Source organism: Hominimerdicola intestinalis, assembly GCF_054655215.1.
The window spans coordinates 43,823-58,153 of sequence record NZ_BAAHNZ010000013.1 but is presented as its reverse complement, the minus strand read 5'-3'; the positions used below and the strand labels follow the sequence as shown (position 1 = coordinate 58,153).

The window sequence follows — 14,331 nt, the reverse complement described above, 5'->3', positions numbered from 1 at the left end:
ACAGGAAACGGAGGCAGTCCATGCACTTATTTTGCATGGTAATTTTATGAGCGAGATAAGAAATGAAAATTTATGGGAAAGCGGACAGCGTAAAATACAGTGGGTCAAACAAAATATGTCGCTTCTAAGAAGCGTTGAGGAGGAATTTTTACAGACAAAGCCCTTTGAGGGACTGAAGATCGCGCTGTCGATCCATCTTGAAGCCAAGACCGCTTATCTATGCAAGGTTCTTGCGGCAGGCGGCGCGCAGATGTATATAACAGGAAGCAATCCGCTTTCAACACAGGACGACGTTGCGGCGGCGCTTGTTCACGACGGACTTAACGTTTACGCATGGCACGGAGCTACCGATGAAGAATACCACAGACATATCACTCAGACTGTAAAAGCCGGCCCTAATATAATCATTGACGACGGCGGAGATCTTGTAAACCTTATCCATAACGAATATCCCGAGCTTATACCGAACGTTATAGGAGGCTGTGAGGAAACTACTACCGGAATAATCCGTCTTATCGCAATGAACAAGGCAGGCAAGCTTAAATTCCCTATGATGCTTGTCAATAACGCAAAATGCAAATACCTGTTTGACAATCGTTACGGAACCGGACAGTCGGTATGGGACGGAATAAACCGTACGACTAATCTGATAGTTGCCGGCAAAAACGTAGTTGTCGCAGGATACGGCTGGTGCGGAAAAGGCGTTGCAATGCGAGCAAAGGGTCTAGGTGCGTCTGTAATAATCACAGAGATAGACTCGATAAAGGCAATGGAAGCAGTCATGGACGGCTTTAAGGTAATGAAAATGGAGGAAGCAGCGAAAATAGGCGATTTCTTCGTTACGGTAACAGGCTGTAAGGACGTTATAACAGAAAAGTCATTTGTAAATATGAAGGACGGAGCTATACTGTGCAACGCCGGACACTTCGACTGCGAGGTTGATGTAGCAGGTCTTAAAAAGCTTGCCGTGGAAACAAGGCTTGCAAGAAACAATATAGACGGCTATAGGCTTAAAAACGGAAACTGGCTTTATGTTATCGGAGAAGGCAGGCTTGTAAACCTTGCGGCAGGCGACGGTCATCCGGCTGAAATAATGGATATGTCCTTTGCTATTCAGGCGCTTTCTGCCGCTTATCTTGTTAAAAATCGGGATAAGCTTGAAAGCATGATCATTTCCGTGCCCGAGGAGATAGACAGGGAGGTAGCCGACAGAAAGCTGAAATTCTGGGATCTCGAAATAGATAAGCTCAGTGAAGAGCAGGAAAGATACCTTAACAGCTGGCAGGTTTAAAATTTTAACTGCTGACTTTCGCTTCTTTAACGGGACATATCTGCATATATATTATTCTGGAACGGAGTTTTAGGAATAATGTTCCGGAAACGGGGGCGCTGCCGCTTTGAGCGGCTGCAGTTATGCTTGAATTATCGGTCGGCAGGATAAGGGTTTCTCTTTCATTTACTTTTTTTGCGGCAGTTGCTGCGGTAACGCTGTGGAACGGCTCGTGGGGGTTTAAGATAATAACGGCGCTTATCTGCTGTATCCTTCACGAGCTGGGGCATATTTCGGCAATGTGTATGTTCGGGATACCGCCTGAGCGCATTTGCTTTTATGCCGGCGGTATAAAAATATCTCCTCACAGGGGAAGACTTGTTTCAAAAAAACAGGATATGATAATTCTCTTTGCCGGCTGTTCTGTCAATCTTTTCATTGCATTGCTGTGGCGGATCCTGTCAGGAGGACTTAATTATTTCGCCTGTGCCAATCTGTTTCTGGGTATATTCAATCTTATGCCTGTAAAATATTTTGACGGAGGGCGTATTCTTTCGCTTGCTTTGAACGAAAGCAGGGTCTGTGATTTTATAAGAGGTTTTTTCCTTGTCTTTCTTTCAGCTGTTTTGATAAAAATGCTTCTGTCGGGCAATGTAAGCATATCGCTGATGATTACGTTTGTATATATAGCATTTGCGGAGTTTATGGGCAGGGAGTAGGGCGCGGTTCGAGATTTGTATATGCCGGCTCTGAAAATTAAAGATGTATAAATCGGAGGTTATCCTTTGGAAGAAATAAAACGTAAAATAGAACAGCTTCTGCTTAAAACACAGAAGCCCGCAAGATATATAGGAGGAGAGCACGGCAGCGTTGTTAAGGACAAGTCCGAGGTTGACGTAAGATTTGCTTTCTGCTTTCCCGACGTTTACGATGTCGGAATGTCGCATTTAGGAATGAAGATACTGTACGGTCTGAAAAATTCAGTGCCTAACTGGTGGTGTGAACGGGTATTCATGCCGGAAAAGGACTTTGAAGCGCATATGAGGGAAAATAATATACCCCTGTACGCACTTGAAAGCCTTGATCCGCTGACGGAGTTTGATTTTATAGGTTTTACGCTTCAGTATGAACTTTCCTATACAAATGTGCTTGCAATGCTCGATCTTGCCGGACTTCCGATTTATGCAAAGGACAGGAAAGCTCTTACGCCTATTGTAGTAGGCGGCGGCCCGTGCGTATGCAATCCGGAGCCTATGGCGGATTTTTTTGATCTGTTTATTATCGGAGAGGGCGAGGAGGTCAATATTGAACTGCTTTCCCTTTACGAGAAAATGAAGCCGTGTAATCCCTCAAAAGAGGAATTTTTGAGGGAAGCGGCGAAAATAGAGGGAATATACGTCCCGTCCTTTTACAACGTGGAATATAACGGCGACGGAACGGTAAGGTCTGTAACTCCCAATATACCCGAAGCCCCCGAAAGGGTAAAAAAGAGGGTTATCAGGGATTTTAACAGGGTTTATTATCCTGAAAGCTTTGTAGTTCCGTTTACAGGTATCGTTCACGACAGAGCGGTAGTCGAGGTGCTTCGCGGCTGTATAAGAGGCTGCCGTTTTTGCCAGGCAGGATTTATATACCGCCCGTTCAGGGAAAAGAATATAGATACGATAACAAATGAAACAAAATGCCTTTGCAGGCAAACGGGTTATGAGGAAGTTTCTCTTTCCTCACTTTCGACAAGCGATTATACCGATATAAACGAGCTTTTGGAAAAACTTGCGGATTATACCGACGGTGAAAAGATCAATCTTTCGCTTCCGTCACTGAGAATAGATAATTTCAGCAAGGAGCTTATTGACAGGATAGCCGCCGTAAGAAAAAGCGGTCTTACCTTTGCTCCGGAGGCCGGAACTCAGAGGTTAAGGGACGTTATAAACAAAAACGTGACCGATGATGAGATAATGCGTACCTGCAGTCTGGCGTTCAGCGAGGGCTATCAGACGGTAAAGCTGTATTTTATGCTGGGACTTCCTGAGGAAACTATGGAGGATATAGAGGGCATAGCAAAGCTTGCGCAGGATGTTGTCGATCTTTATTATGACACTCCCAAGGAAAAACGTGGAAAGAATATACAGGTCTCTGTTTCTGCCGCTACGTTTGTTCCAAAGCCGTTTACCCCCTTTGAATTTGAGCCTCAGGCAGCTCCTGAGGAAATATCAGCAAAGCAGAAGCACCTTCTTGACTGCATAACTTCGAGAAAAATTAAATGCAGCTATCATCAGCAGAACGTATCAATTCTTGAAGCGGTTCTGGCAAGAGGTGACAGGCGGCTGAGCAAAGCGATCTGTACCGCATGGAAAAAAGGCTGTACCCTTGACAGCTGGGACGAGCATTTCAGATTTGATCTGTGGCTTGAAGCCTTTGAGGAATGCGGTGTAGATACAGGCTTTTACGCTAACCGCCGCCGTTCCTATGACGAGGTAATGCCATGGTCGCACCTGGATTATCTGGTATCGAGGGAGTTTCTTGTCCGTGAGAACAAGAAGGCGCACAACGCTCAGACGACCCGCAACTGCAGGGAAGGCTGCTCAGGCTGCGGAGTAGGCAAAAACTGCGGAGGTGTTTACTGTGGCTGAACAGCTTATACCGAAAAATCAGAATCTGAATATAGAACGGTTTGAATACAGGCTGGTATACGGAAAGACCGGAAGGGCAAGGTATATTTCACATCTTGATCTTATGAGAGCAATGCAGAGGGCATTCAAGCGCGCCGATATACCTCTTTGGTATACTCAGGGCTTTAATCCTCATGCATATCTTATGTTTCCGCTGGCGCTTCCCCTCGGAACTGACAGCAAAATTGAAATACTGGACGTTGCGCTTGTTGAAAAGCTTGGGTTCGACGAGATAAAAAGCCGTCTTAACGCAAGTATGCCGGAGGGCCTGAGAGTAAACAAAGTTTCAGCGCCTGTAATGAAGCATACCGAAATAGCAGCGGCGGCGTATACGGTTAGGTTTTCCTGCAATTATGATGCCGATAGGGCGGAGAAGCTGTTTATTGAGTTTCAGGCTCAGGATAAGATCGAGATAGAAAAGCGTTCAAAAAAGCGTGGAATTAATCTTGTTGATATAAAACCGCATATCAAGCTTGTGAATTCGGCGGCTGAAAACGGGGAAGCCGTACTTGAGCTGATTTTGCCTGCCGGAAGCAGCTTTAATCTTAATACATCTGCGGTTATGGACGCATTCTGCAAGGATAAGTCTGTTGAAATAGATATGATTTATACAGAACGCACAAAAATACTTACTGAAACAGGCGCAGATTTTATGTAATTGCTAATTGAAACAAAGACAGTTTTGTGGTATAATATTTAAGCATTTGAATTACCGTCGGATTTTGTCCGACGAGAGTTAGTGCCGTTTTCCGTATTTTCGGCGGAAAGACATTAAAGCGGACAGTCCTCTGGCTTTGCGGAAAAGATTTTCCGCCATAAGGTGAATGAATGTCTGAAAATAAACAGGAGGTATTTAAAGTGGACGCTTTAAAACTTATTTCAAACTCAAGCTTAAAATCAGAAGTTCCCGTTCTTAACGTAGGTGATACTGTTAGGGTTCACGTTAGGATCAAGGAGGGCGACAAGTCGAGGATCCAGATCTTTGAGGGAACTATCATTGCAAAGAAGCACGGCGGTATCAATGAAACATTTACTGTTCGCCGCGTAGCTCACGGCTGCGGAATCGAGAGAGTATTCCCTGTACATTCCCCGGTTGTTGAAAAGGTAGAGATCGTAAGAAGCGGACGTGTTCGCCGCGCTAAGCTGTACTATCTCCGCAGCAGAGTCGGTAAGGCAGCTAAGGTAAAGGAAGCAATCAGATAATTTTAAGTCTTTAAGAGCCGGTCAGTTTGCCGGCTCTTGTTTTTTAATTGTAAATTTTTTGTTAATCGATTGATATTTTAGATCGGTTTTTTTGTATAAGCTCTTGAAATCTTATGCGGATTTTGCTATAATAAATCTATATGGTTTTCTGAATATCAATTCTGTCTTATATTGACAGGGAATAGGAGCATATTTATGCGGAAAGATAAAAGCAGCGGCGATGAAATAACGCTGTCGGCAAAGGTGCTCGATGAAATACTGGAGTGGGCGGAATCGTTTGTTTTCGCCGTTTTTGTGGTTGTTCTTATTTTTATATTCCTTTTTCGTATAGTGCTTGTTGAAGGTCCGTCTATGAATTCTACGCTGAGCGACGGCGACAGGCTTATCATTTCACATCTTAACTACAAGCCACAGCGTGGAGATATAGTTGTGCTTAACAGTACAGGGCTTAATAAGACTATCATAAAGCGCTGTATCGGCGTAGGAGGAGATACGGTCAGGATAGACTACTCCGACAGCTCAGTTACGGTCAACGGCGAAAAGCTTGATGAAAGCTATATTGACGAGAGAATGAAGGTTCAGCCGATGTTTGATCAGGATTACTATAAGGACGGAACTGTTTATGAATATAATATTCCTGAGGGCAAGATCTTTGTTCTCGGGGATAACAGAAATCATTCTACAGACAGCAGGTCGTATTTTGTGGGCTTGGTTGATGAAAGCGATGTGCTTGGAAAAGCTGTATTCAGGCTTCTTCCATTCGGCAGCTTCGGAAAAATCGGGTGAAATAAATGTATCTCAATAAGCGTGCGTTAAGCTACAGATCCGATTCATTTCTCAGCAGCGCTCTCGGGTGGGCTGAAACGATCGTTATGGCAGTATTCGTTGTAATACTGATGTTTACCTTTGTTTTTAAAATCGTTCTTGTGGTAGGAAGTTCGATGGAGAATACATTGTTTCAGGACGACAGGCTGATTATTTCCAACCTCTGCTATTCTCCTGCCGCCGGAGATATTATAGTGATAAACTCCGATGTTATGGACGAGGTAATAGTTAAAAGAGTTGTTGCTACCGCTAATGAAACGGTAAGTATAAATTATGATTCCTGTACTGTAAAGGTGGACGGAAGAATAATCGACGAGCCTTACATAAAAGAACAGATGATAAATACCGGCAGCTTCAGCGATTTGTTTTATAATTCCGAAAGCGGCTGCTATGAGTACAGGATCCCGTTCGGTTATGTATTTGTAATGGGAGATAACAGAAATCATTCGACGGACAGCCGTGAGATAGGTCTTGTTTCTGAGGACGAGATACTCGGCAGGGTAGTATACAGATTTTATTCGGAAAAGGCGGACAGAGGAAAGGTCGCCTGAAAAACGGAAGAAAGGAATGTTCTATGAGCGAGGTTTCAAATATACAGTGGTTTCCGGGGCATATGGCGAAAACGCGCAGGATAATGCAGTCGAACCTGAAGCTGGTGGACGTTGTAGTTGAGATAACCGACGCACGGATACCTTATTCCAGCAGAAATCCGGAAATGGACAGACTTGTCGGTTCAAAACCCAGGCTGCTTCTGCTCAACAAGGCTGATTCGGCCGATGAAACCGTTACCTCTATGTGGCTCGATTATTACAGAAGAAAGGGAATAACGGTTATTGCCACGGACTGCCGAAGCGGGAAAAACGTAAATAGGTTCTATTCCGCATTAAAGGAGCTTATGGCGGATAAGCTTGCGCAGTGGGAAGCTCACGGAATGAAGGGCCGTCCTATAAGAATAATGATCGTAGGAATACCCAATGTAGGAAAATCGTCGTTCATTAACAGGCTTGCAGGTTCTAAAAGAGCTAAGGTCGAGGACAGACCGGGAGTAACAAGAGGAAAACAGTGGGTAAGCCTTGAAAGTGATTTGGAGCTTTTGGATATGCCGGGAGTTTTGTGGCCTAAGTTTGAGGATAAACAGGTAGGAGAACGTCTTGCATTTACGGGAGCGGTCAAGGACGATATAATGGATATGGAGTATCTCGCCTGCCGTTTTCTTGAATACCTAAATAAAAGCTATCCTGAACTTATTGCAATGCGCTATGGTGTTGAAACCGATGATATACAGGAAAATGATGAAGCTGCTTCGGGCTGTGTTCAGGGGTTTGAGATACTTGAAAGGATAGGAAGAAAACGCGGATTTCTTATTTTCGGAGGAGAGATCAATACTGAAAGAGCAGCAATTACCGTTATGGATGAATTCAGAAGCGGAAAGATAGGCAGGCTCTCTTTGGAAAGACCCGACGATATGATAAGAAAGGGCGGGGGAAAATGACGCTTGCTGAATTTGACGATGAGTACAGAAAAGAAAATCCTATTGTCTGCGGCGCTGATGAAGCTGGAAGAGGACCTCTTGCAGGTGATGTATTTGCGGCGGCAGTTATTTTTTCTGCCGATACTGTTATAGACGGCATAAACGACAGCAAAAAGCTATCTCCGAAAAAGCGTGAACAGCTTTTTGAGGAGATAGTTGAAAAGGCCGAATATTTTTCAATTCAGCGTGCATATGTAGCGGAGATAGAAGAGATCAATATTCTTCAGAGCGCAATGCTTGCTATGAAAAGAGCCGTTATGGATATTGAATGCACGCCGGATATTGTCCTGATAGACGGTAATAAAACTCCGGATCTTAGCTGTAAAACAGAGGCTGTTGTAAAGGGCGACGCAAAATCGCAGTGCATAGCAGCGGCTTCGATACTTGCAAAGGTTGCCAGGGATAAATATATGGAGGAAATGGCTCTTGAGTATCCGCAGTACCGGTTTGAAAAGCATAAGGGCTACGGAACAAAGCTTCATTACGAAATGCTGGATAAGTTCGGTCCCTGCCCTATACATAGGCTCAGCTTCCTGAAAAAATATTATGACAGGAAGAACTGATGCCCGTAAGATCGGAGATTCAGGAGAAGAAGCCGTATGCGGTTTTTTGATCAAGAACGGGTACGAAATTCTGGACAGAAATTACACTATCCGCGGCGGAGAGATAGATATAATAGCAAAGAAAGGCGATATAATAGCCTTTGTCGAGGTAAAGACCCGCAGGAAAAACTCTCTTGTAACGGGAGAGGAAGCAATAACGAGATCAAAACAGGCACATATTATCAGAACTGCCGAGCGTTATTTATGCGGACTTGATCGGCCTTATGCTTGCAGATTTGATGCGGCGGTGGTCGAAACCGAAAATAACAGGGCGGTAAAGCTGAAATATTATGTTTCGGCGTTTGACGCAAGTAAGTAATGGCTTAGCCAATTTATAAAGAAGGGTGAAATTTATGTATTACAAAAGTACCAGAAACAGCAGCGTAAACGTTACGTCTGCTCAGGCGATAGCGCAGGGGATCTCAAAGGACGGAGGCTTGTTTGTTCCGTCGGAGATACCTTCGGTTTCTATGGACGAGATAATAGCCTTGGGAAAGATGACCTATGCTCAGAGAGCGTTTTTTGTATTTTCAAAGTACCTAACTGATTTTACCGACGCGGAAATAAAATACTGCGTTGACAGCGCCTACAACGATAAGAACTTTGACAGCGGCAATATAGCTGAGCTTGCTCATCTTTTTGACGGAACTTATATGCTGGAGCTTTGGCACGGTCCTACCTGTGCATTCAAGGATATGGCGCTTCAGATACTTCCTTATCTGCTTACTACCTCGGCAAAGAAGATCGATCTGAACAAGAAGATCGTAATTCTTGTCGCTACCTCCGGCGATACAGGAAAGGCGGCTCTTGAGGGCTTTAAGGACGTTCCTGGAACAGAAATACTTGTTTTCTATCCTGAGGACGGCGTTTCCGCAATGCAGAAGAAGCAGATGACAACTCAGGAAGGCTCAAATGTCGGTGTATGTGCGATAAAAGGAAACTTTGACGACGCTCAGAACGGAGTAAAAGCTATTTTCACAAATGATGAAATTGCCCGTAAGCTTTCTGACAGCAATATGATGTTCTCGTCGGCAAATTCTATCAACTGGGGACGTCTTGCTCCGCAGATAATATACTATGTATCAACCTACGCTCAGCTGGCTGAGGACGGAGAGATAAAGCCGGGAGATAAGATAAATATAGTGGTTCCTACGGGAAATTTCGGAAATATCCTTGCCGGCTATTATGCTAAAAAAATGGGAGTTCCCGTAAACAAGCTTATATGCGCTTCAAATGCAAACAATGTGCTTACCGATTTTATCAGAACAGGCATTTATGACAGAAACCGTCCGTTCCATACGACGATTTCTCCGTCAATGGATATTCTTATATCGTCGAATCTGGAAAGGCTGCTTTATCATTTGTGCGGTGAGAATGACGCACAGATAAGAGAGTGGTTCGGAGCGCTTGCTCAGAGCGGAAGATACGAGGTAACAGATGAGGTAAAGGCAGTTCTGAAAGACGAATTTTATGCCGGCTGCTGCGACGACGCTCAGACTAAATCCTGCATTAAGGAAATTTATGATAAGTATTCGTATACCTGTGATACTCATACTGCGGTAGCCGTAAAGGTTTATGAGGATTACAAGGCGGCAACAGGAGATACGACCAAAACGGTTATTGCTTCTACTGCAAGTCCGTATAAGTTCTCAGGTTCTGTTCTTGAAGCTATCGGTGCGGATACACACGCAGATGAATTTGCATTGGTCGAAAAGCTTAATGAGGCTTCAAGGCTGCCGGTTCCGTCATCTCTTGCGGCGCTAAAGAATAAGGAAATTAGGTTTAGCGAAACGGTGGATAAGTCGGAAATGAAGGATTACGTTTTCAAGACCCTGGGTATCTGATAAATATGTACAGTCTGACTTATTCTGCAACAGGTCAGACTGTCGGTTATCTTTTCATTTTAATGATAGGATAACCTGTTAAAGGCAGTAATTAGCAGCCTCTTGCTTTAAAAGTCTTGCACTCTGTTTCATCGCAGCAGTCAGGATTTGAGCAAGTACAGCATACGTCGATTTTACCGGCAGTACACTCGCAGCCGTCCTTGTTGTATACACAGTTCTTAACGTCGCAGTTTATGCCGTAAATTCTTTCCTTTTCCATTAGTAATCACTCCTTCCGCAACAGTGGTTGCAAAATTATTATGCTCTTATCTTCTGTATTTATTATGGAAATTTTGACCGTGAGGAGGTAGCCTTTTGAGCCTGTTTGTAATGGCTGATCTGCATTTGTCCTTATCAGCAGACAAGCCGATGGATATATTCGGCGGCTGGAAGGATTATATTCAGAAAATTGAAGAAAATTGGCAGAAAAAAATAAAGCCTGACGATACGGTCGTAATACCCGGTGATATTTCATGGTCAATGGGACTTGAACAGTCATACAAGGATATGGAATTTCTTGACAAACTCAACGGTACAAAAATTATTTTAAAGGGCAATCACGATTACTGGTGGAATACAAAGAATAAGATGGATAGCTTTTTTCAAAAAAACGGCTTTGATACGCTGAATATTCTGCATAACAATCATTATGCGTACGGTAAAATCGGAATATGCGGAACCAGAGGCTGGATAAACGACGGAAGCGAAGAGGGAGATAAAAAGGTTATTTTAAGGGAAGCGGGCAGGCTTGAAGCGTCTGTAAGCTCAGCTGAAAAAGCCGGGCTTGACCCTGTGGTTTTTCTTCATTATCCGCCCATTTTCGGAGCCGGCTGCAATTACGATATGCTTGAGGTGCTTCACAGGCACAATATAAAATGGTGCTTTTACGGTCATATTCACGGCAGGGGTCATGAATTTGCAATAAACGGAGAGAGGGACGGCATTAATTACCGTCTTATTTCAAGCGATTTCTTGCAATTTGACCCAATGGATATAACGAAAATTGTGCAAAGTGACAATTTATAAAAAAACACTGGAAAAAATCAAATGTATGTGCTATAATTATTTAGATACATTTATTTAATGGAGGAATTTTAAAATGAGTTTAAAAGCTGCAAATAAGGTTGAAGCAAATAAGACGGAATTGGAAATAGAGATTTCTGCAGAGGCTTTTGAAGAGGCTATTGAAAAGGCCTATCAAAAGGCAAAAAAGAATATTACGATCCAGGGCTTCCGCAAGGGAAAAGCTCCGCGTAAGCTTATTGAAAAGCAGTACGGCGAGGGCGTTTTCTTTGAGGACGCTGTAAATCTGCTTTACGGTCCAGAGGTTGACGGAGCGGTCGCAGAATCAGGTTTAGAGCTGGTTGCAAGACCTGAGGTCGAGGTTACTTCTATCGACAAGGCTACAGGCGTTGCGCTCAAGGTTACCTGCATTACTAAGCCTGAGGTTGAGGTAAAGGATTATAAGGGTATAGAAGTTGAAAAAACGGTCAATGCTGTAACTGACGAAGATATTAACAAAGAAGCTGATAAGCTCAGAGAAAAGAACGTCCGTATTATTACCGTTGACGACAGAGCGGCTGAAATGGGCGACGATGTTGTTATAGATTTTGAGGGCTTTAAGGATGATGTTGCGTTTGAGGGCGGCAAGGCTGAGGACTTTACTCTTTCTCTCGGAAGCGGACAGTTTATCCCAGGCTTTGAAGAGGCTATTGCAGGTCATAACGCAGGCGAGCAGTTTGATATAAACGTTACCTTCCCTGAGGAATATCAGGTAAAGGAACTTGCTGGCGCACCGGCAGTTTTCAAGATCAATCTCAAGTCTATTTCCAAGAAGGAGCTTCCTGAGCTTGACGACGATATGATAAAGGATTCAACCGAGTTTGAAACTGTTGACGAGTATAAGGCTGACGTAAAGAGTAAGCTTGAAGAGGCTGCTGAAAAGGCTGCCGACGCTCAGGTAGAGGAAAAGCTTTTCGATACGGTTATTGCAAATATGACGGCTGAAATTCCGCAGGTCATGTTTGACAACAGAGTCAACGAAATGATAAACGAGCTTTCTCAGCGTCTTCAGCCGCAGGGCATTACTCTTGACCTTTATCTTCAGTATACAGGTCAGACTATGGATACTCTCAAAAAGGCTTATATGGAACAGGCTGAAAAGCAGGTTAAGCTCAGACTTGCTCTTGAACAGATAGTCAAGAACGAGGGTATAGAGGCTTCAGAAGAGGAAATAAACCAAGAGTTTACAAAGCTTTCCGAAGCTTATAAGATGGACGTTGAACAGATAAAAATGTATATCCGCTCTGAGGATCTGGCTAAGGATATTTCTGTAGGCAAGGCAGTAGACATGATAAAAGAAGCTGCTGTTATCAAATAATTTTGTAATATTTTGTCGTTTTCGCTCGCCGTTATTCAGCGGGCGAAAAGCATATAATTAGGAGGTAATGAAAATGGCATTGGTACCTTATGTAGTAGAACAAACAAGCAGGGGCGAGAGAAGCTATGATATTTACTCAAGGCTGCTCAACGACAGGATCATAATGCTGTGCGATCAGATCGACGATGCAGTTGCCAGCGTTGTTGTAGCTCAGCTTCTTTATCTTGAGGGTCAGGATCCCGAAAAGGATATAGACCTTTATATCAATAGTCCCGGAGGTTCGATTACTGCGGGAATGGCTATCTATGATACAATGCAGTATATAAAGTGCGACGTTTCTACTATCTGTATCGGAATGGCTGCTTCTATGGGAGCTTTCCTGCTTTCAAGCGGCGCTAAGGGCAAAAGGCTTTCACTTCCCAACAGTGAGATCCTTATTCATCAGCCTCTTATTTCCGGAGGACTTTCTGGACAGTGTACAGATATTAAGATACATTCCGATCACTTGGTTAGAACAAGAGAAAAGATGAACAGGATTCTGTCTGAAAATACCGGAAAGCCTATCGAACAGATCAATATAGATACCGAACGGGATAATTATATGACCGCTCAGCAGGCTAGGGAATACGGTCTTGTAGATAAGGTGATTACTAACAGATAGTTTTGATTAGATAGGATTGGTGTAATAAATGGCTAACGATGTAATTAAGCGGTGTGATTTCTGCGGAAAGCCTGACTCAAAGGTCAAGAATATGTTTTCCTCAGGCGATAATCATATCTGCGACGAATGCGTTCTGTTCTGTTATGATATTCTTGCGGAGCAGGGCATTGCCACGGCACCTAAGCAGGTTAAATTCAAGGATAAAAAAGAAAATGACAGCAACATAACTTTAAAAAAGCCTGCGGAAATAAAAGCGTTTCTTGATGATTACGTTATCGGACAGGAGGACGCGAAGATTTCACTTTCTGTGGCTGTATACAACCATTATAAAAGAATTATGGCGCTTGAGGACGAAAGCGACGACGTTGAGATCCAGAAGAGCAATGTGCTGCTTCTCGGTCCTACCGGTACTGGCAAAACAATGCTTGCCCAGACGCTTGCCAGGCTGCTTAATGTTCCGTTTGCGATTGCAGACGCTACGACTCTGACAGAGGCGGGCTATGTAGGCGACGACGTTGAAAATGTACTGACAAGACTTATACAGGCGGCAGATTACGATGTAGAAGCGGCTCAGAAGGGTATAATCTATATCGACGAAATTGATAAGATCGCCAGAAAATCGGAAAATACTTCTATTACCCGTGATGTAAGCGGCGAGGGAGTTCAGCAGGCGCTGCTTAAAATCGTAGAGGGAACCGTTTCAAACGTTCCTCCTCAGGGGGGAAGAAAGCACCCTCATCAGGAGTTTATTCAGATAGATACCAAGAATATTCTTTTCATTTGCGGAGGAGCTTTCGAGGGACTGGAATCTGTTATAAAGAAAAGAACCGATTCTTCTTCTATGGGCTTCGGAGGAAATATAAAAAATAAAAATGCCGAAAACAACGTTATGAAAAAGGTGCTGCCTCACGATCTTGTGAAATTCGGAATCGTTCCGGAGCTTGTAGGAAGACTGCCTGTTATAACAGTTCTTGACGAGCTTGACGAGGACACCCTTTGCAGGATTCTTACAGAGCCTAAAAATTCGCTTATAAAGCAGTATACAAAGCTGTTTAAGCTTGACGGAATTGATTTTGAGGTTACGGACGAAGCGAAGCGTGAGATCGCCAAAATGACGATAGCTCAGAAGACGGGAGCAAGAGGACTTCGTGCAATTGTAGAAAAGATACTGACAAGGCTTATGTTCGACGCTCCTTCCGATGACGATATTATCGGAATTACTATTACAGCCGACTGCGTAAAGGGTATTTCTGAGCCTGAAATAAAAAGGGCGGAAAGCTCCCCAAGCAAGGGCGCATAAGCTC

Annotated in this window: 16 protein-coding genes; 15 read left to right on the top strand and 1 reads right to left on the bottom strand. The window is 43.7% G+C overall.

The genetic code is table 11. The annotated features are described in order from the left end of the window. The first annotated feature begins 46 nt into the window (after positions 1-46). The 11 genes from ACYQ0H_RS10840 (at position 47) to thrC (ending at position 9,947) form a co-directional block, all read left to right on the top strand. Entirely contained in the window at positions 47-1,291 is a 1,245-nt protein-coding gene (locus ACYQ0H_RS10840; RefSeq protein WP_459812856.1) for an adenosylhomocysteinase, read from the top strand. 122 nt (positions 1,292-1,413) lie between these two features. Beyond that, the gene (locus tag ACYQ0H_RS10835) at positions 1,414-1,989 is read left to right on the top strand and encodes a site-2 protease family protein (RefSeq protein WP_459812855.1); all 576 of its coding nucleotides are present in this window, start codon (positions 1,414-1,416) and stop codon (positions 1,987-1,989) included. 66 nt (positions 1,990-2,055) lie between these two features. Next, positions 2,056-3,903, top strand: coding sequence for a TIGR03960 family B12-binding radical SAM protein (locus ACYQ0H_RS10830; protein WP_459812854.1), 1,848 nt, complete (start codon positions 2,056-2,058; stop codon positions 3,901-3,903). Further along, positions 3,896-4,600: a TIGR03936 family radical SAM-associated protein gene (locus tag ACYQ0H_RS10825; protein WP_459812853.1), complete on the top strand. Its 705-nt coding sequence runs from the start codon at positions 3,896-3,898 to the stop codon at positions 4,598-4,600. Before ACYQ0H_RS10830 ends, ACYQ0H_RS10825 begins: the two co-directional genes overlap by 8 nt. A 200-nt stretch (positions 4,601-4,800) precedes the next feature. Next, positions 4,801-5,145 (top strand): 50S ribosomal protein L19, encoded by a 345-nt coding sequence (rplS, locus tag ACYQ0H_RS10820; protein WP_459812852.1) that lies wholly within the window; start codon positions 4,801-4,803, stop codon positions 5,143-5,145. A gap of 195 nt (positions 5,146-5,340) precedes the next feature. Beyond that, on the top strand, positions 5,341-5,931 hold the full coding sequence (gene lepB, locus ACYQ0H_RS10815) for a signal peptidase I (protein ID WP_459812851.1): 591 nt from the start codon (positions 5,341-5,343) through the stop codon (positions 5,929-5,931). Between the two features lie 5 nt (positions 5,932-5,936). Next, complete coding sequence (gene lepB, locus ACYQ0H_RS10810) at positions 5,937-6,521, top strand: signal peptidase I (protein WP_459812850.1); 585 nt, start codon at positions 5,937-5,939, stop codon at positions 6,519-6,521. Positions 6,522-6,544: 23 nt separating this feature from the next. Continuing rightward, positions 6,545-7,462, top strand: a complete 918-nt coding sequence (ylqF, locus tag ACYQ0H_RS10805) for a ribosome biogenesis GTPase YlqF (protein WP_459812849.1) — start codon at positions 6,545-6,547, stop codon at positions 7,460-7,462. Further along, a complete protein-coding gene (locus tag ACYQ0H_RS10800) occupies positions 7,459-8,064 on the top strand; it encodes a ribonuclease HII (protein ID WP_459812848.1) in 606 nt (201 codons plus the stop codon). Before ylqF ends, ACYQ0H_RS10800 begins: the two co-directional genes overlap by 4 nt. Continuing rightward, positions 8,048-8,422, top strand: a complete 375-nt coding sequence (locus tag ACYQ0H_RS10795) for a YraN family protein (protein WP_459812847.1) — start codon at positions 8,048-8,050, stop codon at positions 8,420-8,422. The genes ACYQ0H_RS10800 and ACYQ0H_RS10795 overlap by 17 nt, the downstream gene beginning before the upstream one ends. A 34-nt stretch (positions 8,423-8,456) precedes the next feature. After that, positions 8,457-9,947, top strand: coding sequence for a threonine synthase (gene thrC, locus ACYQ0H_RS10790; protein WP_459812846.1), 1,491 nt, complete (start codon positions 8,457-8,459; stop codon positions 9,945-9,947). 91 nt (positions 9,948-10,038) lie between these two features. On the opposite strand, the gene ACYQ0H_RS10785 is transcribed toward thrC, so the two are convergent. Continuing rightward, entirely contained in the window at positions 10,039-10,206 is a 168-nt protein-coding gene (locus ACYQ0H_RS10785) for a DUF1540 domain-containing protein (RefSeq protein ID WP_459812845.1), read from the bottom strand. 95 nt (positions 10,207-10,301) lie between these two features. Here ACYQ0H_RS10785 and ACYQ0H_RS10780 point away from each other — a divergent pair, with 95 nt between their 5' ends. The 4 genes from ACYQ0H_RS10780 to clpX all read left to right on the top strand — a co-directional run bounded on the left by ACYQ0H_RS10780 (position 10,302) and on the right by clpX (position 14,327). After that, complete coding sequence (locus ACYQ0H_RS10780; RefSeq protein WP_459812844.1) at positions 10,302-11,012, top strand: metallophosphoesterase; 711 nt, start codon at positions 10,302-10,304, stop codon at positions 11,010-11,012. 73 nt (positions 11,013-11,085) lie between these two features. After that, positions 11,086-12,366, top strand: coding sequence for a trigger factor (tig, locus tag ACYQ0H_RS10775; RefSeq protein WP_459812843.1), 1,281 nt, complete (start codon positions 11,086-11,088; stop codon positions 12,364-12,366). A 73-nt stretch (positions 12,367-12,439) separates the two neighbouring features. Then, positions 12,440-13,027 carry an ATP-dependent Clp endopeptidase proteolytic subunit ClpP gene (gene clpP / locus ACYQ0H_RS10770; protein WP_459812842.1) on the top strand — a complete coding sequence of 196 codons (588 nt, stop codon included), beginning with the start codon at positions 12,440-12,442 and terminating at the stop codon, positions 13,025-13,027. Positions 13,028-13,055: 28 nt separating this feature from the next. Continuing rightward, positions 13,056-14,327, top strand: coding sequence for an ATP-dependent Clp protease ATP-binding subunit ClpX (clpX, locus tag ACYQ0H_RS10765; RefSeq protein WP_459812841.1), 1,272 nt, complete (start codon positions 13,056-13,058; stop codon positions 14,325-14,327). The last annotated feature ends 4 nt before the right edge of the window (positions 14,328-14,331 follow it).

Excerpts from the sequence above, each read along its gene's own strand:
- clpX (WP_459812841.1), top strand. The coding sequence starts at position 13,056 with ATGGCTAACGATGTAATTAAGCGGTGTGATTTCTGCGGAAAGCCTGAC.
- lepB (WP_459812851.1), top strand. The coding sequence starts at position 5,341 with ATGCGGAAAGATAAAAGCAGCGGCGATGAAATAACGCTGTCGGCAAAG.
- ACYQ0H_RS10785 (WP_459812845.1), bottom strand. The coding sequence starts at position 10,206 with ATGGAAAAGGAAAGAATTTACGGCATAAACTGCGACGTTAAGAACTGT.
- ylqF (WP_459812849.1), top strand. The coding sequence starts at position 6,545 with ATGAGCGAGGTTTCAAATATACAGTGGTTTCCGGGGCATATGGCGAAA.
- ACYQ0H_RS10840 (WP_459812856.1), top strand. The coding sequence starts at position 47 with ATGAGCGAGATAAGAAATGAAAATTTATGGGAAAGCGGACAGCGTAAA.
- ACYQ0H_RS10800 (WP_459812848.1), top strand. The coding sequence starts at position 7,459 with ATGACGCTTGCTGAATTTGACGATGAGTACAGAAAAGAAAATCCTATT.
- thrC (WP_459812846.1), top strand. The coding sequence starts at position 8,457 with ATGTATTACAAAAGTACCAGAAACAGCAGCGTAAACGTTACGTCTGCT.
- clpP (WP_459812842.1), top strand. The coding sequence starts at position 12,440 with ATGGCATTGGTACCTTATGTAGTAGAACAAACAAGCAGGGGCGAGAGA.
- ACYQ0H_RS10835 (WP_459812855.1), top strand. The coding sequence starts at position 1,414 with ATGCTTGAATTATCGGTCGGCAGGATAAGGGTTTCTCTTTCATTTACT.
- lepB (WP_459812850.1), top strand. The coding sequence starts at position 5,937 with ATGTATCTCAATAAGCGTGCGTTAAGCTACAGATCCGATTCATTTCTC.
- ACYQ0H_RS10795 (WP_459812847.1), top strand. The coding sequence starts at position 8,048 with ATGACAGGAAGAACTGATGCCCGTAAGATCGGAGATTCAGGAGAAGAA.
- tig (WP_459812843.1), top strand. The coding sequence starts at position 11,086 with ATGAGTTTAAAAGCTGCAAATAAGGTTGAAGCAAATAAGACGGAATTG.